21 protein-coding genes, 1 tRNA gene and 1 pseudogene are annotated in these 19,753 nt (G+C 52.6%); 7 read left to right on the forward strand and 16 right to left on the reverse strand.

The genetic code is table 11. From position 1 onward, the window contains the following. Window positions 1-254 precede the first annotated feature (254 nt). The 5 genes from CCB157_RS10580 to nagA all read right to left on the reverse strand — a co-directional run bounded on the left by CCB157_RS10580 (window position 255) and on the right by nagA (window position 4,606). On the reverse strand, window positions 255-1,208 hold the full coding sequence (locus tag CCB157_RS10580; protein WP_077615867.1) for an L-lactate dehydrogenase: 954 nt from the start codon (window positions 1,206-1,208) through the stop codon (window positions 255-257). 316 nt (window positions 1,209-1,524) lie between these two features. Next, complete coding sequence (locus CCB157_RS10585) at window positions 1,525-1,791, reverse strand: phosphocarrier protein HPr (protein WP_077615890.1); 267 nt, start codon at window positions 1,789-1,791, stop codon at window positions 1,525-1,527. Window positions 1,792-1,853: 62 nt separating this feature from the next. Continuing rightward, window positions 1,854-2,579, reverse strand: a complete 726-nt coding sequence (locus CCB157_RS10590; protein WP_077615868.1) for a GntR family transcriptional regulator — start codon at window positions 2,577-2,579, stop codon at window positions 1,854-1,856. A 19-nt stretch (window positions 2,580-2,598) separates the two neighbouring features. Next, entirely contained in the window at window positions 2,599-3,330 is a 732-nt protein-coding gene (nagB, locus tag CCB157_RS10595; RefSeq protein ID WP_077615869.1) for a glucosamine-6-phosphate deaminase, read from the reverse strand. Window positions 3,331-3,367: 37 nt separating this feature from the next. Next, entirely contained in the window at window positions 3,368-4,606 is a 1,239-nt protein-coding gene (gene nagA, locus CCB157_RS10600; RefSeq protein ID WP_369688673.1) for an N-acetylglucosamine-6-phosphate deacetylase, read from the reverse strand. A 393-nt stretch (window positions 4,607-4,999) separates the two neighbouring features. Here nagA and nagE point away from each other — a divergent pair, with 393 nt between their 5' ends. Beyond that, window positions 5,000-6,961, forward strand: coding sequence for an N-acetylglucosamine-specific PTS transporter subunit IIBC (gene nagE, locus CCB157_RS10605; RefSeq protein WP_077615870.1), 1,962 nt, complete (start codon window positions 5,000-5,002; stop codon window positions 6,959-6,961). Between the two features lie 399 nt (window positions 6,962-7,360). Here the strand turns inward: nagE and CCB157_RS10615 are convergent, their stop codons facing one another. Next, on the reverse strand, window positions 7,361-7,954 hold the full coding sequence (locus tag CCB157_RS10615; RefSeq protein WP_143287011.1) for a GNAT family N-acetyltransferase: 594 nt from the start codon (window positions 7,952-7,954) through the stop codon (window positions 7,361-7,363). A gap of 270 nt (window positions 7,955-8,224) precedes the next feature. On the opposite strand from CCB157_RS10615, the gene CCB157_RS10620 reads away from it, so the two are divergent. From CCB157_RS10620 to CCB157_RS10630, 3 genes are all read left to right on the forward strand, one after another. Further along, window positions 8,225-9,229 carry an acyltransferase family protein gene (locus CCB157_RS10620; protein ID WP_238594666.1) on the forward strand — a complete coding sequence of 335 codons (1,005 nt, stop codon included), beginning with the start codon at window positions 8,225-8,227 and terminating at the stop codon, window positions 9,227-9,229. Between the two features lie 148 nt (window positions 9,230-9,377). Further along, window positions 9,378-9,473 (forward strand) — tRNA-Sec (locus CCB157_RS10625). A 515-nt stretch (window positions 9,474-9,988) separates the two neighbouring features. Beyond that, a complete protein-coding gene (locus CCB157_RS10630; protein WP_077615874.1) occupies window positions 9,989-10,423 on the forward strand; it encodes a DUF2621 family protein in 435 nt (144 codons plus the stop codon). Between the two features lie 123 nt (window positions 10,424-10,546). Here the strand turns inward: CCB157_RS10630 and CCB157_RS10635 are convergent, their stop codons facing one another. The 3 genes from CCB157_RS10635 to mnmH form a co-directional block, all read right to left on the reverse strand. Next, window positions 10,547-11,017, reverse strand: a complete 471-nt coding sequence (locus CCB157_RS10635) for a CcdC family protein (protein WP_077615875.1) — start codon at window positions 11,015-11,017, stop codon at window positions 10,547-10,549. Between the two features lie 194 nt (window positions 11,018-11,211). Beyond that, window positions 11,212-12,042: a M15 family metallopeptidase gene (locus CCB157_RS10640; protein WP_077615876.1), complete on the reverse strand. Its 831-nt coding sequence runs from the start codon at window positions 12,040-12,042 to the stop codon at window positions 11,212-11,214. Between the two features lie 45 nt (window positions 12,043-12,087). Continuing rightward, a complete protein-coding gene (mnmH, locus tag CCB157_RS10645) occupies window positions 12,088-13,167 on the reverse strand; it encodes a tRNA 2-selenouridine(34) synthase MnmH (RefSeq protein WP_077615877.1) in 1,080 nt (359 codons plus the stop codon). Between the two features lie 472 nt (window positions 13,168-13,639). Between mnmH and CCB157_RS10650 the strand changes: the two genes are divergently transcribed. Continuing rightward, complete coding sequence (locus CCB157_RS10650) at window positions 13,640-13,777, forward strand: anti-repressor SinI family protein (RefSeq protein WP_077615878.1); 138 nt, start codon at window positions 13,640-13,642, stop codon at window positions 13,775-13,777. A gap of 24 nt (window positions 13,778-13,801) precedes the next feature. Here the strand turns inward: CCB157_RS10650 and CCB157_RS10655 are convergent, their stop codons facing one another. The 6 genes from CCB157_RS10655 to CCB157_RS10680 form a co-directional block, all read right to left on the reverse strand. Beyond that, entirely contained in the window at window positions 13,802-14,125 is a 324-nt protein-coding gene (locus CCB157_RS10655; protein ID WP_077615879.1) for a helix-turn-helix domain-containing protein, read from the reverse strand. 356 nt (window positions 14,126-14,481) lie between these two features. Then, window positions 14,482-14,700: a YneF family protein gene (locus tag CCB157_RS10660; RefSeq protein ID WP_077615880.1), complete on the reverse strand. Its 219-nt coding sequence runs from the start codon at window positions 14,698-14,700 to the stop codon at window positions 14,482-14,484. A gap of 160 nt (window positions 14,701-14,860) precedes the next feature. Further along, the gene (gene sirA, locus CCB157_RS10665; protein WP_158077284.1) at window positions 14,861-15,301 is read right to left on the reverse strand and encodes a sporulation inhibitor of replication protein SirA; all 441 of its coding nucleotides are present in this window, start codon (window positions 15,299-15,301) and stop codon (window positions 14,861-14,863) included. Window positions 15,302-15,420: 119 nt separating this feature from the next. Continuing rightward, the gene (gene tkt / locus CCB157_RS10670) at window positions 15,421-17,421 is read right to left on the reverse strand and encodes a transketolase (RefSeq protein ID WP_077615882.1); all 2,001 of its coding nucleotides are present in this window, start codon (window positions 17,419-17,421) and stop codon (window positions 15,421-15,423) included. Between the two features lie 313 nt (window positions 17,422-17,734). Beyond that, on the reverse strand, window positions 17,735-17,968 hold the full coding sequence (locus CCB157_RS10675) for a DUF896 domain-containing protein (protein WP_077615892.1): 234 nt from the start codon (window positions 17,966-17,968) through the stop codon (window positions 17,735-17,737). 28 nt (window positions 17,969-17,996) lie between these two features. Further along, a complete protein-coding gene (locus CCB157_RS10680) occupies window positions 17,997-18,191 on the reverse strand; it encodes a hypothetical protein (RefSeq protein WP_077615883.1) in 195 nt (64 codons plus the stop codon). Window positions 18,192-18,374: 183 nt separating this feature from the next. Here CCB157_RS10680 and lexA point away from each other — a divergent pair, with 183 nt between their 5' ends. Beyond that, complete coding sequence (lexA, locus tag CCB157_RS10685; RefSeq protein ID WP_077615884.1) at window positions 18,375-18,992, forward strand: transcriptional repressor LexA; 618 nt, start codon at window positions 18,375-18,377, stop codon at window positions 18,990-18,992. A gap of 240 nt (window positions 18,993-19,232) precedes the next feature. After that, window positions 19,233-19,391 carry a hypothetical protein gene (locus CCB157_RS17635; RefSeq protein WP_158077285.1) on the forward strand — a complete coding sequence of 53 codons (159 nt, stop codon included), beginning with the start codon at window positions 19,233-19,235 and terminating at the stop codon, window positions 19,389-19,391. Window positions 19,392-19,577: 186 nt separating this feature from the next. Here the strand turns inward: CCB157_RS17635 and CCB157_RS17325 are convergent. After that, a pseudogene (locus tag CCB157_RS17325) lies at window positions 19,578-19,753 on the reverse strand (IS256 family transposase); the annotation flags it as partial.

Raw genomic sequence — 19,753 nt, forward strand, 5'->3', positions numbered from 1 at the left:
ATCCCATAATTAGACATGAAAGCGGGCGTTGCCCATCAAGAGGCCCTCTCTTTGCAATTGAGAAGGGAGTTTTTCCGCCGACGTTCCGCGCCCCGTGCCTTTTCTTCAGCCCCGTGACGGATGAATCGCAAATAAAAAAGAACCCTTCGACACCTTGCCGCCAAAGGGGTTGGGTACCATTCGAGTGGACCTTTGACGACAAGGCGTTGGAAGGATTCCTTCAGAAAAAACGGATTTCACTTTTTTGCGGACGTTTAAAAGTAGTTCGCGACGTTCTTCAAGGAATTTTTCAGGACGTCGGCCGATTTGGCGAGCAGGGCTTTTTCTTTTTCGTCCAAATCGAGTTCGATGATTTCGCGAATGCCTTGGCGGTTGACGACGGCCGGCAAGCCGATGCAGACATCGTCGAGGCCGTACGAACCGTTGGCTAGCGTCGAGACCGTCAGAATCGAGTTTTCATTGCGGAGAATGGCCCGCGTCAGGCGGACAAGCCCCATGGCGATGCCATAATACGTCGCGCCTTTAAGATTGATGATCTGATATGCGGCGTCGCGCACGTCCGTAAAGATTTGGTCCATTTTGGCCGCGTGATCGCCGCCTTCTTTCTTGAACAAATCCAATACCGGGCGGCCGCCGATGTCGGCCTTGCTCCAGACCGCGAGCTCCGTATCCCCGTGCTCGCCGATGATATAAGCATGGACGTTGCGCGGATCGACGTTAAAGTGCTGTCCCAGAAGGAAGCGGAAGCGGGCGGTATCGAGAATCGTACCGGAACCGATGACCCGATCATGCGGCAAGCCGGAAAATTTCCAAGTGGCATAAGTCAACACATCGACCGGATTGGTGGCGATGACGAAAATGCCATTGAATCCGTTCTCCATGACATTGGAGACAATCGTCTTAAAAATGCCGATGTTCTTTTGGAGCAAATCGAGCCGGGTTTCTCCGGGCGCCTGATTGCTGCCGGCGGTGATGACCACGAGGTCGGCGTCACGGCAATCGGCATAATCCCCTTTCCATATCTTCATCGGGGCGCTGAACGGCAGGCCATGATTTAAGTCGATGGCATCCCCTTCAGCTTTTTTTTCATTGACGTCGATGAGGACGAGTTCATCAGCGAGATTGTTGTTTAATAGAGCGAAAGCATAAGAGGACCCAACCGCCCCGGTACCGATGAGGACGATTCGTGTCTTTTTCTCTGTTGCCATGAGCATGACCTCCAATGCGATTGGCTTTGTTTTCTGCCTTTATTCTAATCCACCCTCAGGCGCGCCAATGTGACATTTGCCACACCGAAGAGGCGGGCAATCGCTTGCTTTCGTGGCAATAATTTGTCGGTTGCTCCCTTCATCGGTTTTAGTCTATCCGATCGCGCGGACGTCTATGAGCCGGAACCGGTTGCCGCCGCTTCGCCCCTCTTGTTAAACTAAATAAAACAAGGCGAAGGGATCGTTGCGCCGAAAAAACCTAAGCCGAGGTAAAAAAAGACGGCCGAACGTGTCAGAGTCGGCCGTCTTTTTCGGCTTATTCGCCAAGTTTTTCTTTTTTCAGCACTTCTTCGATGCCGGCGATCGCTTCTTTTTCGTCGTTGCCTTCAGCGGTGATTTCGATGTCGGCACCTTTGGCGACGCCGAGAGACATAACGCCCATGATCGATTTAAGGTTCACGCTTTTTCCGGCGTAATGGAGCTGGATCTCCGATTGATATTTGTTTGCGGCGTTGACCAATACGGTCGCCGGACGCGCATGCAATCCGGATTCGCTTGTGATTTTAAAGTTTCGTTTTTCCATGATGATCACTTTCCTTTCCCTGTACAAGATAATACAAAATCGCGATTCATGCAATCCTCATTTTAATCCCGCTTCAAGCTGATGACAAATTTATATCGATCGCCGCGGTAGGCCGAGTCCACCCATTCCAATGGTTGTCCGTTTTCCAAAAAAGTCAGGCGATGGATGCGCAAAACCGGTGAACCCGGCGCCATGTTCAAATGCTCTATTTCATCATGCCCCGCCGTCGTCGCTTCAATCACTTGGTCGGCGTGGGCAATGCGGTAGTGCAGCACGTTTTCGATGTAAGCGTAGAGCGACTGCTCGAAGATGTCGGCCGTCAAGCCTTGGACGAGTTCGGCCGGCAGATACGTCCGTTCCAAAGCCATCGGCTCGGCATCGGCAAAACGGATGCGCTTGATCTCGTAAATCGCTGCTCCGGTTCGGATATCCAGCTTCTGCGCGATGCTTTCATCCGACGGAATCTTGGAAAAGCGCAGAATTTTGGCGCCCGCCTTCATGCCGCGCCTTTGCATGTCCTCCGTAAAACTCGTCAACCCTTGAAGAGGCTGTTCGATTTTCGGCTCGGCGACAAACGTCCCCTTTCCCTTTTTGCGAATAAGCAAACCGGCGTTCACGAGATCGGTGATGGCTTGTCGAACCGTCATGCGGCTGACTTGAAACGCTTCCGTCAGTTCGCGTTCGGAAGGAATGGCATCCCCCGGCTTCAACTGATGGGTGTCGATCATTTTTTTGATGTGCTCTTCGATTTGATAATAAATCGGGACGGGCGAACGTTTGTCAATCATCGAAGGGACTCCTTTCCAGTCAATCGACGAGCGAAAGCGCCGCTTCATCGGCGATCACGGTCACATCGTCATGCAGATGAAGGCAGGAAGCGGGAAATGCTTCGGTGATTTCACGTTGATTCAAAAGCCGCGCCATCGCTTCGGCCTTGGCCGGCCCCGATGCGAGCAAAAGAATGCGTTTGGATTCCAAAATGTTTTGGATGCCCATCGTGATGGCCGACGTCGGGACGGCATCCAAGGACGGGAAGAAACGGGCATTCGCCTTCCGCGTATCTTCCGCGAGCTCGACGACGTGGGTTCGCGTTTGAAAAGACGTTCCCGGCTCATTGAAACCGATATGACCGTTTCTGCCGATCCCGAGCAATTGCAAATCGATGCCGCCGACGGAACGGATGAGGTCGTCATAGCGGCGGCATTCCGCTTCAAGGTCCGCCGCTTCCCCGTTCGGCAAGTGGGTGTTTTCACTCGCGATATCAATGGCCTCAAACAATTCCTTCTTCATGAAATAATGATAGCTGTTCGGATCCTCCGGCGAAAGACCGATGTATTCATCCAGATTGACGGTCGTGACTTGCCGGTAGGATGTGCCGTTTTCCTTATGGTCGCGGATCAATTCCCGGTACGTCGTCTGCGGCGTGCTGCCGGTGGCGAGCCCGAGAACGGCATCCGGTTTGGCTTTCACGTGTTCGATGATGATCGCAGCCGCTTTTTTTCCCAACTCTTGATAGTCTTTGACTCGGATGACTTTCATGGCGCTTCACGTCTCCCGTGATGTATTTTCGAAAACTTCACGACGCCTTGTGTCTGTCATAGGCGACGGTTCCGTTGCAAAGCGTGAGGACCGGTTCATCCCGTTCATTCAGGACGACGAGGTCGGCGTCTTTGCCCTCACGGATGCTGCCTTTCCGGTCATAAACTCCGATTTGGATGGCGGGATTTATCGCCCCCATCTGAATGACATCGGCCAAATCCGCGCCCGTAAAACGCATCATATTGCGGAGGGCTTGGTCCATTTTCAGGACGCTGCCGGCGAGCTGGCCGCCGCTTAAAGTGGCGACGCCGTCTTTAACGTGCACCGCTTGGCCGCCGAGATCGTACGTCCCGTCATCCAGGCCTTTCGCGCGCATCGCGTCGGTGATCAAGATGATCCGATCTTTTCCCTTGAGGCGATAGGCGATGTCGACCGCTTCCGGGCTGATATGGACGCCATCGACAATCATTTCGGCAAACAATTCCTCGTGCAGGAAGGCCGCGCCGACGACGCCGGGATGGCGGTGGTGCAGGCCGTTCATCCCATTGTAGAGATGGGTGACGTGGCGGGCGCCGGCGCGCACGGCTTCGGTCACTTCCGCAAACGAAGCGGCGGAGTGGCCGATCGAGGCCACGATCCCCAGATCGCGCAAGCGTTTCACGAGCTCCATGCCGCGATCGATCTCCGGAGCGAGCGTCACCACCTTAATCCGGTCGCCCGAGCGTTTTTGCCAGCGTTCGAACAAGTCGGGATCGCCGCTCTTTATGTATTCAATCGGTTGCGCGCCCGCTTTCGCCGCGTTGATGAAAGGCCCTTCCAAATGCACGCCCAAGACTTCGGCCGCGCCCGCCGGCTGGTCGTCCATATAGGTTCTGACGTTTTCCAGCGCGCTTTCGATCGCTTCCGGTTTTTGCGTGATCGTGGTCGCGAGAAAGCTTGTCGTGCCTTCTTTCGGAAGAGCTTTGGCGATGGTCATGAGCGCATCCGGAGTGGCGTCCATCGTGTCCGCACCGGCCGCCCCATGGATATGAATGTCAATCATGCCGGGGATCAGTTTGTGTTTTCCGTCAAATCGCACATGTCGGCCGTACCGTCCGGCGTCGTTCGGTTCGCCCTCCCCGATCGCCGCGATTTTTCCGCCGTCGATCACCAGATAACCGTTTTCGATCAGGCGATCTTCGGCGTAGATGGTCAACCCCGATAACAGCATGGTATCTCCCCTTTTCGGCCGTTTGATTTCTTCTTGCCGGCCGCCAGCCTTTCGAATGCCACGCATGGGCGTCGATCATGCGTGTGACTTTTGGTTTCACGGCGTACTGGCGAAAAAGCCCGACCGGCATGCGGCCGCTTTCACTGTGAGTGTAACATGTTCCCTCCGACTTGTCTAGACGACCGTATGATACGACGACATTGCCACCGTAAACGCCCGAACTTTGATTGAAGATCGGGGATAAACAAGCCGGGCTTGACATAGGCTGGTATAGACATATATAAACAAAGTAAACCGCAGCACGGATTTCACAAAACTTTCATTTTGTCGAAAAAAATGTAAGCGCTTTACTAAAGGGAGGGATGCGCGGACGGATTCTTGCTTTCAAAAAGGCGAACCCTTTTGCTATTATGGAACAGGGCCGCGGGACTTCATTTTTCAATCAAGGAGGAGGATGGCATGCTCGCCTTCTTTCAAAAGATCGGCAAATCCTTAATGCTGCCGATCGCCGTATTGCCGGCCGCGGGATTGCTGCTGCGCCTCGGCCAGCCGGATTTGCTCAACATCAAATTCATCGCCGACGCCGGCAACTCCGTGTTCGCTTCCATGTATTTGACCACCGGCGACAACGCGGTCGCCGTGTTCAGCAACTTGGCGTTGATCTTCGCGATCGGCGTCGCCATCGGCTTCGCCAAGGACAACAACGGCGCGGCGGCGCTGGCCGGTGCCGTCGGCTATCTCGTCTTGACGTACGGCTGTCACGCCATCAATCCAGACGTCAATATGGGCGTGCTCGGCGGCATCATCGCCGGGATTTTGGCCGGTGTCCTTTACAACAAGTACAACGACATCAAACTGCCCGAATGGCTCGCCTTCTTCGGCGGACGGCGGTTCGTCCCGATCGTCACCGCCGCTTCAAGTTTTGTGATCGGCTTTATTTTCGGTTACGTCTGGCCTTATGTTCAAAATCTCATCAATTCGCTTGCCCATTGGATCACCGATGCGGGCGCATTGGGCGTCGCGGTCTACGGCTTTTTGAACCGCCTGCTCATTCCGCTCGGGTTGCATCACATCATCAACACGCTTGTCTGGTTTGATTTCGGCTCTTATAAAGCGGCGGACGGCACCGTTTATCACGGGGACATCACCCGTTTCCTGCACGGCGATCCGACCGGCGGCACCTTCACGGCCGGCTTCTTCCCGATCATGATGTTCGGATTGCCCGCCGCCTGTATCGCCATGATCTTGACGGCAAAAACCGCCCGCCGCAAAGCGGTGTACGGGTTGTTGCTCGGCGCGGCCTTGACGTCGTTCATCACCGGGATCACCGAACCAATCGAATTTTCATTCATGTTCTTATCGCCGCTTCTTTACGTCGTCCACGCCCTACTCACCGCAAGCTCCATGGCGGTGACGTATTGGCTCGGCATTCACGACAGCTTCACGTTCTCGGCCAGTTTGATCGATTATTTGCTCAACTTCGGCATCGCGACGAAACCGATCTTGTTGTTGGTCGTCGGCCTCATCTACGGCGTCATTTATTTCGTCGTCTTCTACTTCCTCATCAAATGGCTTGATTTGAAAACGCCGGGACGGGAGGACGAAGCCGAAGGCGCGGAAGTAGCATATCGAGGAGAAGCCGGAGGAGACCGGAGCGCCGCACAAGCGGCCCATTTCCTGCGCGCGTTGGGCGGCAAAACGAACGTGAGCGAAATCGACAACTGCGCCACACGGCTGCGCCTGACCGTCAAAGACATGGCGCGCGTCGATGAGGAAGCGCTCAAGCGCCACGGCGCCCGCGGCGTCGTCAGGACCGGCAAGAACACCTTGCAGGTCATCGTCGGGACATCCGTGGAATTCGTCGCCGACGCGATGAAACAATTGGATGACCGCGATATTGAAAAGCACGCGCAACCGCCGTCCGCGCCGGCCGGCGACGCGAAGGACGAAGCTTCACCGTCTTTTGATCCGGCAGCGTTCGTCGCCCCGATAAACGGCACCTTGCTCGCGCTTGAAGCGGTGCCCGACGAAGTTTTCTCCAAAAAGATGATGGGCGACGGATTCGCCATTGATCCGTCCGACGGCGTCGTCGTCTCGCCGGTCGACGGAACCGTCAAAACCGTGTTTACGACGAAACACGCGATCGGCATCGAGGCCAACGACGGGAGCGAAATTTTGCTCCACTTCGGCATCGATACGGTCAATCTGAAAGGCGAAGGGTTTACCGTCTATGTCGAAGCCGGCCAACAAGTCCGGCGCGGCGATAAACTGGCGGAAATCGACCTCGCCGCCATTAAGGACAAAGTCCCATCCGTGATCACGCCGGTCGTCTTCACGAACCTTCCGGGCGGAGCGCGCGTCGTCTTGAAAAAATCGGGTCGCGTCCAACAAGGTGAAGCCGGCATCATCAATATTGAATAACCCTTACGATGCGTTTTTCCATCCGTAATAAGAATGAATGCCGGCGAAACCGCCGCCTTCCATGACGGACGGCGGGATCGATCGAATCGAAAAAACTCCCGAAGCGCTCTGCTTCGGGAATTTTTTTGCCTTCCGGCAAGTGCCACTGTCATGCCGCTCATGATCCGGAACGGCGGTCCGCCGCGGCGCGCGACCGGAAGGAAAGAACGGCCGATGCCGGCCAACCTGATGGCCGTCCTTTGTCCTATAAGGGGAATCGATAGCGTTCCCGTTCCGCCCATCCAACTTTTCTTCTAAAAGAATGGCGCAAAACGCCGGTTTTCCGGACGGGGAACGGGCGCTGCGCCGCTCCCTTGCCCCAGCCACGGCATCATTCAAACGGCAATCGGTTTATCCTGCTCAGCTCGTCGCTTCCACCGGCCGGCCGTCGAGGATTTTTTTCTTCAACAGCGGGCGTTTTTCCTCCCATTCTTCCCGAAGCATTCCGTACCGCACGGAATCGTAAAACTGCCCTTGATACAACCGACATTTGCGAATCCGGGCTTCCATGACCATTCCGAGCTTCTCTCCGACCTTCAGCATGCGCTCGTTTCCCGACCACGTCGTAAAGCCGATGCGGACGATCGGCATTGTTTTAAACAAGTGGTCGATCCAGAGAAAAAAGGCTTCGGTTCCATAACCGCCGTTCCAATGGATCGGATCGAAAATGACGATGCCGATTTCAAGCCAGTAGGAAGGCTGATGCTCCCAATAATAAGTGACCATGCCGATGATTTCGCCTTCCTTCAAAATGACCCAGCGCTTGCCCTGCTCGCTCTCCTGCAGCATTTGATGCCGGAACGTCCGGTATGGGGGTTTGCGGTACGAAAAATAGGGCGCATCCCATTTTTTCCATTCGGGAATTTCGCCGTTTTTGGCATGCATACGCTCGTACAAAACGGGGATATCCGATTTCTCAATCGGTTTCAGAACGACTCTGTTTCCTTTTAACAATACCGATTCCTCCAAATTTTCAAGTCGCCTTTTTCATCGCAATTGTAGCACATCTCTTTTAATTTTGTCCGAACCGCACCTTGATGTAAAATAAAGGATGCTGCCGGGCATGACATCGCCTTTGAAATGTAAAATTTATATGACATTCCGTCTATGACTATGACGATTGGGTTAAAAATAAACATGAAGGCCCCAAATACGGCGCAACGAGACAAAAAACACACCGTGGGGACGAAGGAATTATACAAGACGACCGAGGAGGAAAAAACCGTGAAACAACGAGAGGCCTTTTTTGACAATGCAAGGTTTTTTCTCATCCTGCTCGTTGTCTTCGGCCATTTGATCAGTCCGCTGAAGGGCGATAGCGATTTATTAAACGGTATATATACATTCATCTATCTTTTTCACATGCCGGCGTTTATCCTCATTTCCGGTTACTTTTCGAAAGGCTATGATCAACCCGGGTACATACAAAAGGTCTTTCGGAAGACGTTGATCCCCTATTTTATTTTCCAAATCATCTATTGCTTTTTTTATTATCTAACGGGATACGAAGATAATCTGACGTTGACGTTGTTCGATCCGCACTGGACGCTGTGGTTTTTGTTGAGCCTCTTCTTCTGGAATCTGATGCTCAAAGTTTTTGCCAAGCGTCGTTATGCGCTCCCGCTTGCGTTTCTGTTGGGAATCGCCGTCGGTTACCTGCCGCTGGACGCCTCGTACTTAAGCGTGGAACGGACATTTACGTTCTTTCCGATTTTCTTGCTCGGCAATTTAATGGATAAAAGGCATTTTGAAAAGTTGAGCCGGAAATCGTTTCGAATTCCGGCCGTCTGTTTTTTGTTCCTTACCCTCATCGCCTGTTTTTACGCCTTTCCGGATGAGGCGAGCGATTGGCTGTTAGGTTCCAAAACCTATGCGGACATGGGCGTCTTGGACTGGTCGGCGGGCTTTTACAGAGCTTTGACGTACGCCGTTTCCATTGCGACAACCCTCGGCTTCCTCGCCGTCGTCCCGAAAGGCCGTCACAACTTTACCGTATACGGAGCGCGGACGTTGTATATTTACCTTCTTCACGGCTTTATCATCAAGCTCATCGGACTGTCGAAAGTCTATAATCAAATGGACGCCCTCTATCAATACGCCGCCCTTTTCATCGGAGCCCTCCTCCTCTGCCGAATTCTCGGAAGCGGAGTGGTCAAAGAAGTCGCGAAACCCATGATCGAATTAAAAGCGCCGAAATTTCTGCATAAAATCTCCCTCAATCATCATTAAAACGTGAGGTTCAGCCCCCGTCCGTTCTGCGGCTGAGCGGCGGCATGAACGGATGGGGCATTTAATTTACATAAAATTTTTATGGTAAATATATGCATTGAACTTGTCATTTCGCCGCGTCCGGGTATAATTAGTTACCGGTGCACACGGGGCTGGTTGCTCAGCTGGTGCTGGCCGGGGTCTTCAAAACCCTTGGGAGGCGCGTGACGTCTCCGGTGGGTTCGATTCCCATACAGTCCCGCCAAAAAACCGCGATGTGACGCCGATTCTCTTGTCAAGCGCGGATGGATCTTGGTGCTTCAGTCGAATGCTGCACGGGGTTTTGAAATACACCGTGAAGCCCGAGGTGTATTCCCTAGGTCTACAAACAGCGCCCGATGATGGACGCTGTTTTTATTTTTTCGCCAAAGTGAATCCTTTCATTTCAATATCATAGTTCCGATCTATTCATCGTCACTTATCGCCTTCGGATGATCGTTTGCTATCATCGAATCCTTGTCACCTGTCACGCGCTGCCATCGCGTCCCATAACCAAGACGGCTCGTTTCTCCGTTTCAGCAGGGAGCCAAATTTAAGCGCTTTTCCGATATCAGGCGATGCGCCGCATATGATCGCTGTGCCGTCCCGCCCGAAGAGGCCGCATCTTTGCCTCCTTACAGAAGGACATCCGCAACGCTGCTCGCAACCCTTTCAGCCTTGCGTCTTTTATGAATGCGCTTATATAATAAGTGTAAGCAACGATCGTTTCGGGGTGGTCACATGTCCTTCGGCTTTTGGTTTTTCATCGTTTTATGGTCCTTCCTCCTTCTCGGCTTTATGGGGATCGGCGGATTTTTTATGTTTCGCAAATTTTTAAAAAGCCTTCCCCGAAGCGACGGAAAGTCGATTCTCGATTGGCAGCGCTATTACATCGATCAGACGCGCCACCTGTGGACGGAGGAGCAGCTCTCCTTTTTGGAAGAACTGGTCAAGCCAGTGCCGCCGTTATTTCGTGACGTCGCCAAGGAAAAAATCGCCGGAAAAATCGGAGAGCTGGCTTTAAAGCGCAACGCGAAAAAAATGACGGAAGAACTGATCATCGAAGGTTATATTAAAGCGACGCCGAAGCGCGATCACAAATATTTGCGAAGAACGCTCGAACGCCATCACATTGATTTGGAGCGTTATGAGCCGTTTTTTAAACACGGTTCTTAAAGGGGGAGCATCCGGCCGAAGCACCCCCTTTTTATCCACGAAGAAAGCCGTGACCGTATGGAGACCCGAGAACTTCGAAACCCCTTCGCCTGCAAGCGAAGGGGTTGTGTCATGGCGCGGCCATCAGTTGCCGTTCATTTTTTTCTCCATGCGTTTGTACATTACAAACATCGCGATCCGCCACGGCAAGATCATGCCGAAAGCGAGGGTGAAAAACAATCCCGCCGTTTGGCCGAGTTGGATTTCTTCTTCCAAAAAAATTTTCATCAGCGTGCGCAAGATGAACAATCCGATGATGATAAAAATAAAGGCTTTCGACCGTTTTAAATAGATTTGCCCGTCGCGTATCGAAAATTTGGACGTCCAAATCAGAAACACCGAAAACACGGCGCCGACAAGAAACGCTTCCAACAATTCAGAAATCGGCACCCGGAATTCAGGCACAACGAACATCAAAAAGCCCGTCGACATAAAGAGCGGCGGCAGCAAGATTTTCTTGGCATTGGTCGGCTTGTTCTGCGCCCTTAATCGAATGGCGATAATGCCTAAGGCAAAGATAATCCCGATGAGAAGGCTCAATACGTGAGTCCACATCCGTTCATCGACCTCTTTTACGTTTGAAGCTTCATGATCCCATTATAAAGCATCACGCGGCAGAAAAAAACGGACCGGACAACGCCGATCCTCTCGCCCGCCGCGGTGCCGCATCCGCCGCAGCGGATGCGGCCGCGCCAGGCCCTCCACGGCCGAGGCGCCAACACGCCGCTTTCGTTGAAAACGCGGATCATCTACTTGTTGACTTTATCCGCTTCCACATATTGTTCTAAAGTAATATTGTGGTCATGGATGTATTTTGCGGCTTTCTTACCGACATAACGAATGTGCCACGGCTCGTATTCATAACCGGTGATGTTTTCTTTCCCTTTCGGATACCGGATGATAAAGCCGAAACGATAGGCGTTGGCGGCCACCCATTTGCCGGCTTTCGTTTCGCCGAATTTCGCCGTGAGCGGATCACCGGCGGACAACATATCCGCTGAGGTGATGTCGATCGCGAGCCCGGTCTGGTGCTCGCTCGTCCCGGGATAGGCGCTCACCATCGCCGCTTTGTCCTTGCCGTGCGTTTTGACGTTCTGTTCATAGATGGCGACTTGGCGATCATAGGAGCGATAGCCCGATTCCCCATAAAGGGTAATGCCCGCGCGGTCGGCGGCGGCGAACATTTCTTCCAGGGCGTGAGCCGCGACGGCCCGCAATTTTCGTTTCTCGATCTTCTCTTTATATGGGAAACGAACATTCGGATAAACTAAATCTTTTGGAGCATAACCGTCAGGCAATTTATGGGTTTTATTGACGAGCACGAGGATGGATGACGGATTGTTGACCACCGTGATCGCCTTTTGGTCGCCGTTCGTCTCCGTCCGTGACGATTGGTTGTTTTCGTCATTTTGAGCTTGTTCTTTTTCTTTGGCGGATTCGTCCGTTACGACCCGCTCCTTTTTCGCCGAATCGTTCTTAGAAGTCGTCCCGCGGTCGTGCGAGCCGCCCGCCGTCCCGCACGAGATTAACAGAAATAAAGCACAGATCGCGGCCAAAAGCCGCGCAAAAGATTTCCACATCTCTTCTCCACATCCTTAATCCATCAACATCCAGCTTACCATGATTCATAACGGCTGACCAGAAGCGATCGCAGAAAATTTTGCGCCCCACTCATCCAAATGAGGGATGAGTTTTTCCACCGCTTCTTCGACCGACGAAGCCGCAATGACCGTCGACTTTTGCTGATATTCCTTGTGCTTGTGGCGATAACGCGGGTCGTAATAATTTTCGAGCAGCAAGCGGATGACGCGCTCCCAATCGCGCGTGGAAAAAGCTTCGTCCAGTTCGGCGGCCAGGCGACCATCTAAATATTTTCGCAGGCGAACGTAAGCTTCTGAGAGTTGGGTGAAGTTCTTTTCGGGATCATAGGCTTCATAAATCGCGCGAACGCGTTTTTCAAAGGGATACTCAATAAAAAAGTGAACGCCGGTCTCTTTCCCTTTCATGATAAAGTCTGGGAGGACAACGCGACCGATCCGCTTGCTTTCACCTTCGATGATGTAATAAGGCGCATCGTCCAATTCTTTCAGGCGCCGCCACAGATCGCGATCAAACGCTTTTTGCGATTTCGGCGACAGTCCGACGGAACCGAAAATCGACCCGCGATGGCCGGCAAGCCCTTCCAGATCAAGCACCGGATACCCTTTTTTCATGAGCGCTTGCAAAATGTCGGTCTTTTGGCTGCCGGTATAACCCCGGATGACGATAAAAGGTTTTCGGAGCGCAGCGTAGCGCTCCAGCTCGGCAACGATCAATTTGCGGTAAGAGCGAATGCCGCCTTTTAACTGTAAACAGGGCGTGCCCATCATCGTCATAAACATCGCGAGGCTGCGGCTGCGCATGCCGCCGCGCCAGCAATAGATGACGGTTTCATCGCTCGTTTCGCTCAACACCTTCACGCGCCGGTACAACTCCGGCAATTTCGGCGAAACGATCTCAAGCCCGCGCGCTTTCGCCGTCTCCGGACCCTTTTGTTTATAGAGCGTACCGACTTCAGCGCGTTCTTCATTGGTAAAGAGCGGAAGGTTTTCGGCGCCCGGGATGTGAAATTCTTCAAACTCGCCCGGCGAACGCACGTCGATGAGCGCCACTTTTTTTTGGGATTCCAACAGATCGTTGATTTCGATTTGCTTCAACTCAGCCATGTCAACACCCTCATCAAAAAGAAAAAAGATCAGTGGGCATTGGAATCATGAAGCGGGTGATCCGATATCCGCGCTTCAGCCTGCCGGATTCACGGCATTTGCCCGCATCGGAAAACAGATCAGATCTTCCAAAACTTAGGTACCACTGTTCATTATTGAACATCCGACGCCGTTCGTCAAATCGTCTGAACATCCCGCGGGCTTCGACAGTCCGCCGCTTCAGGCAACGATTGAAAGCGATTTCTCCATTTCAAAGATGACGGTTCTTGCGGAATTTTATTCAATCGGACATTTAAATATTGACACATTTTTCCGCTGTCATTTTTTATACTCTTTTTCAGAATAGACAAGCCGACCACCGATGGCCAAGACGAAACAGACACTAGAAACCGATCGGGCTGTCGATGGTCCGAGCGGGTGGCGGATCCAGCTTGCGAAAAACGGGTGAGTTCAAAGAAAGGGGTCAACATTCTTGGAACGAATCATGGACAAGGATTGGTATGATCTTATGATGTTGGCGAAAGCGCTCGGTTTGACGAAAGATGAAGTTCGCGATTTCATCCATAAACAGCGAGCCAAGGCGAAAGAAAAAAAACCCGTCGAAAAATGATCGACGGGTTTTCAAGGGAGATCGCTACGCCTTGCGATTGCGCCATTTCTGAAATTCAATAAATTCCCGGAAAGCCTGTTTGTCGACACCCGCTTCCATGGCTTCTTTTATGAGTTCGATCCATCCTTGGTCCAACGCATCCACAGACTCTTTGTCGGCTTCGATCAATTGAAAAACGCTCACGCCAAGGACATCGGCAATCTTTTCCAAGAAATGAATGGATGGATTTTTTTGCACGTCGCGCTCAATGGTGCTGAGATACGACTTGGAAACGTCAGCCCGGAGCGCCAACTCCGTCAATGACATGCCTTTTTGTTGGCGTAGCTGCTTGATTTTCTTTCCCAACATGTCCATCACCCTACGATACACATTGATGTAAGCCTTTGGATGCCACTCGTTGCCAAAATAAGCCTTTCCCTAGCGGACATCCTCTCCTGACGGGCTCCACTTTCCCGGTTCGAGAGGATGACGCTTTCAACCGGGCCGATTTTTCCGAGGGTGAACACGAAACGAATGAAATAACGGGAATGATTTTCGTTTTTGCTCCTCGTCATCGCTCCTGAAGACGAACCTTTTAGGGAACGCATCCGGCTTTTTGGCAACTCCGGTATATGGCAGAAGACGGGCGCCTTAACTGTAGCGCTTTTCTGACAAACGATGGACAAAAAAGTACTCATCGTAAAAATGAGTACCTCATTGGAATCTCATTGGGACTTCATTTGATTTTGGATGGCTTTCATCATCTGATTAATCTTTTTCTGTGACGGATTTTGTCCCATTTGCATCATCATGACGCGCAACATTTTTTCATTGATCGGCGGGTTTTTCTTCAAGTAGTCCATCATGTATTTGCGGGCGATAAAAAAGCCTAAAATCATGCCGACCGCGATGCCGGCGATGCCCACCAAGATGTCAAGCCACATCGATGACTTCCTCCTTACCTATCTTCCGTCCATGCCACCCATCATCCCTGAACTGATGCATGGCAATCTCCAACGGCTTTAATGAAATCAAAAAATAGTGTACTATAAGGCGGCCCGGAAGACAACCATCCGCGGAGAAATGAGAACCCATCGGTTTCGTTCAGGCGAGATCATCATATAACAACAGCTTCCGAAAAGGCCGGAGCCAAGCGCTTCGCAAATCTTGATAATCAACGGCTAAAAAATGGGGATGAATCCGCCGCAGCGTTTCAAAAACAAATGTCTCCGCCCCTTTGTTTCCGGAAGCGTACATGATGATGCGGTCATGCCCAAGACGAAGCCGGACAAAGCCGTCGTCGCGATGCTGGATGAAAAGCTCGTCCCCTCTTTTTTGAACACGGGGGTTTTGCCTCAAGATCCGCCCGATATGTTCCGCAGGAATCGGATGGGTGATATAAGCGATTTGTTTCTGCAAAATCTGGCTTCTGTCGGGATCGGTTTCCTTTACCGCTTCGCAAAACAACCGAAACAATAGCTGTTCTTTTACGCGATATTCACGGGCCACATCATCTTCAAGCAGATAAATATCATAATGCCTCATGGGCGTCCCTCCACCGTTCCTGTTTCCGTTCATTATAAAGGATGTCCATGAAAAACGGTGTCAGAATCGGACGCCCGTGAGGCGACAATTATTTCGGCTGCTGTCGAAACGGCGCCGTTTTATGCTTTTAACAGGTTTTTCATTTTTTCCGCGACGTATTCGGGGGTAAAGCCGAATTCTTTCATGACGCGCGCGCCGTCGGCGGACGCACCGAAGCGATCGATCGTCACGCAATCGCCTTCGGGTCCGACATACTTATGCCATCCGAGCGTCGCGCCGGCTTCGACGGCGAGACGTTTTTTGACGTTCGGCGGCAAGATTTGGTCTTTATAGCTTTGCGGCTGTTGTTCAAAGAGATCCCACGACGGGAAGCTGACGACATGCACGTGGATGCCGTCCCGCGCCAAAAGCGCTTGGGCTTCCACGGCGACGGCCACTTCCGAACCGCTCGCAAGAATCAAGCCGTCCGGCACACCCGCCGCTTCGGAAACGATGTAAGCGCCGCGGCGAACGCCTTCCTCGGCGCCTTCTTTCGTGCCGGGGAGCGTCGGCACGCCTTGACGGGTAAGCACCAAAGCCGTCGGGCGGTTCGTCGATTCGACGGCGATCTTCCAGGCCGCCCGCGTCTCATTGCCGTCGGCGGGACGGATGACCGTCAGATTCGGCATCGCCCGCAAGGAAGCCAATTGTTCAACCGGTTCGTGCGTCGGGCCGTCCTCCCCGACGGCGATGCTGTCGTGCGTGAACACAAAGATCGACGGCACCGACATAAGGGCGGCGAGGCGGATGGCCGGCCGCAAGTAATCGGAGAACACAAAGAAGGTGGAACCATACGGAATGACGCCGCCGTGAAGCGCCATGCCGTTGACCGCGGCGCCCATGGCGAATTCGCGGACGCCGAACCATACATTGCGCCCATGATAACTTTCAGGCAAAAAGTTTTCGTCGCCTTTGATCAATGTTTTGGTCGATGAAGCGAGGTCCGCGGCTCCGCCGATGATTTGCGGAACGGTTTTCGCGAGCGCGTTGAGCACTTCGCCCGACGATTCACGGGTCGCTTTTTTGCTTCCCGGCTCGTAGACAGGAAGTTCGCGGTCATAGCCTTCCGGGAGTTTGCCTTGAACAGCCCGGTCGAATTCCTCGGCGAGTTCCGGATAGCTTTCGCGATATTTTCGCAAAAGATCGCGCCATTCGCTCTCTTGCCGTTCCCCTTTTTCGGCAGCCGCCGCAAAATGGCGTTTCACTTCCTCGGGAACGGTAAATGGTTGGTCGTACGGCCATTCATAGTATTTCTTCGCCGCCGACGCTTCTTCCGCTCCCAGCGGTTTGCCGTGCGCTTCGCTCGTGCCGGCCACCGACGGCGCACCGTAGCCGATCGTGGTTTTCACTTCAATGAGCGTCGGGCGCGAAAGATCTTGTTTGGCTTCATTCAGCGCCTGGTTGATCGCCGTGATGTCGTTGCCGTCCTTGACATGCAGCACTTGCCAACCGTAGGCTTCGAAGCGTTTTTTGACATCTTCCCCGAAAGCCATGTTCAGATCACCATCGAGCGAGATGTCGTTGGAGTCGTATAAAACGATGAGCCGCCCCAATTTCAGGCGCCCGGCGAGCGACGCCGCCTCCGCGGCGACCCCTTCCATAAGATCGCCGTCGCCGCAAATCGCATATGTAAAGTGATCCACGATATCAAAACCCGGCCGATTGTAGCGGGCAGCCAAATGGCGTTCCGCCATGGCCATGCCGACCGCCATGGCAATCCCTTGGCCGAGCGGTCCGGTCGTGGCGTCTACGCCCGGAGTGTGTCCATATTCGGGATGGCCCGGCGTTTTGGATCCCCATTGTCTGAACGCTTTAAGGTCGTCCAGCGTGACATCGTAACCGAAGAGATGCAACAAGCTGTAAAGCAACATCGATCCGTGGCCGGCCGAAAGCACGAAACGGTCGCGGTTAAACCACTTCGGATTTTTCGGATTATGTTTCATGTGGCTCGTCCACAGCACATAGGCCATCGGTGCCGCGCCCATGGGCATGCCCGGATGCCCGGAATTCGCGTTTTCAATCGCATCTATGGATAAAGTCCGGATGGTGTTGATCGATAATTGTTCGATAGAAAGTGCCAATGTTTCCACCCCTTCTGCATGTTGATCAATTACAGTTTATCATAAAAAAGGGCACCTATTCACATGAACAGGGCAGGTTTCCTAACGAAAAAACCGCGAACCCGCGGTGCGCCTCCGCACCGCAACCGGCGCGCCGTGACCGACACGGGTTTTCCAATCCCTTCTAGCCGCTCATGTTGCGGCGACCCGCTGTCGTTGTCCCGACCGCTTGGGATGGGCAAACCCGCCTCAAGTCCCCTTGCCAATCGGAACACGACGCATCAAAACGAATCCAGTTGAACGCGGGACTCTTTTCCCGCTTTATCCACATCCTCTAATGCAACGATCTTTTTTTCTTGCTCGCTTTCAGCTTTTCCGGCGTGACATCGCGGCCGTAACGATCGATCACTTTGATGGTATGCAATTGGTCGGTGAAATGCTTGCGGAACGCCACCAAATATTCCGCTCGCAATTCGCCCTGCTCGCGGCGTTCTTCGTCGCTCAATCCGACGGTTTTCGCCTTGCGGGCGAGCTCGTTGATCCGCGCCAACTTCTCTTTAGAAAGCATCTTTTCACCCTTTCTCATACGGCTGTTTTCAGCTTACCCCATCCTCCGCATAAGAAGCAAGCCAAAACGTCGCATCGGCGTCGACCGCATGGACGATCGCGGCGGACTCTTCCCGTTCGGGCGAAGCTTTCAGCGCGTGAACCGTCGTCCAAATGCAGCTGATATACAAAATGATGAACAACACATATAACAAAACGGTTTGACCGCTTACGGATTTTTTCATCTGTCCTTCATCCCCCATTACAGAATATATGTTCCCCTTTGGTTAAAAATAATAACGGGAACAAATGTTCCTGTCAAGCGTTTTTTCGAACGAATGTTTGCAAAAGAAGCGACAAGCATGATATACTTCCAAGTAAAGGAATGAGGTCGGCTACGTTTATCGATAAGGGGGATCAAAAAGGTTATGACACTATCAAAGCGCCAACAAGCCATCATCGATTTCATCAAAAAAGAAGTGAAGACCAAGGGCTATCCGCCGTCGGTTCGCGAAATCGGCGACGCCGTCGGCCTGGCCTCAAGCTCGACCGTCCACGGCCATTTAAACCGATTGGAGAAAAAAGGTTACATCCGCCGCGACCCCACCAAACCGCGCGCCATCGAAGTGCTCGATCGTTCAGATGAGGACGCCGCGCCGAAGCAGGAAAGCGTCCTTCTGCCGGTCATCGGCAAAGTCACCGCCGGCGAACCGATCACCGCGGTGGAAAACATTGAGGAATACCTGCCCGTTCCCAAACGCATGGCGGCGGGTGAAGAGGCCTTTATCCTCAATGTCGTCGGCGAAAGCATGATCAACGCCGGCATTCTCGACGGCGACCAAGTCATCGTCCGCAAGCAAGAGACAGCGGAAAACGGTGAAATCATCGTCGCCATGACGGAAGACGGAGAAGCGACGGTCAAACGTTTCTTTAAGGAAAAGGACCACATTCGCCTCCAACCGGAAAATCCTACCATGGAGCCGATAATCGTCAAAAACTGCACGATCCTCGGCAAAGTCGTCGGCGTGATCCGCACCATTCACTGAAGAACGGAAGCGGGTTCCGGCTGCAACCGCCGCCGCACCGTGTACAGCTTTAGAAATGACGAAGGAGCCGCTCGGTTTCGGCTCCTTTTTTCTATGCGCATACGGTTCCTTGGATTCCCGCGGTGTCCAAACATCAGTTAGAATAACGCTCTGTTCTGATGAATAGTGGATTTTGAAGCACAAAAAGGAAATAGATAACAAATCGCGAATGATATTATAGAAAATTTTGAGGTGGCTGCCATGGATCAGCAAATTCTCGATTTCCTTATTGAAGCCAAGCGACGGACATATGCCTCTCAGGGAGATGATGCTTCTGTTCTTCCGCTTTTAACAGGTTCTCGTCAACTTGAATACCGTAACGGTTCATTTTTCTACGGTCAAGTCCATTTTATTGTGTAAATTTCCCTTTGATAGAAAGATGGACCTGATGACCTGACGTATGGCAGGTAAGTCCGGCAAGTCTCCCTGCCGGTCGCCTTCCCGGACTAATGATCATTGTTGTCAAAGTACAGGTGTGTCAAGGCGCTTTCGCGGCAACTCCTCGCTTCCGAGGTATTTCACGTTCTCCTTGACACGTCGAAGAAATTATCCCACTTTCTTGATCGCCGAAACTTCCTGATTCATCGTTTGAACGCCTAACTCTTTCGTTTTCCGCCACTGCCAATAGTCGGACATATCCAGGTATTTGCGTCCCGATATCCATTTTTCGTCCATTTCGATCAACACGGCGCCTACGAGGCGATACACCGATTCCCGGTTCG

This window comes from Caenibacillus caldisaponilyticus (assembly GCF_002003465.1).
Taxonomy (GTDB): Bacteria; Bacillota; Bacilli; order Bacillales; family Sporolactobacillaceae; genus Caenibacillus; species Caenibacillus caldisaponilyticus.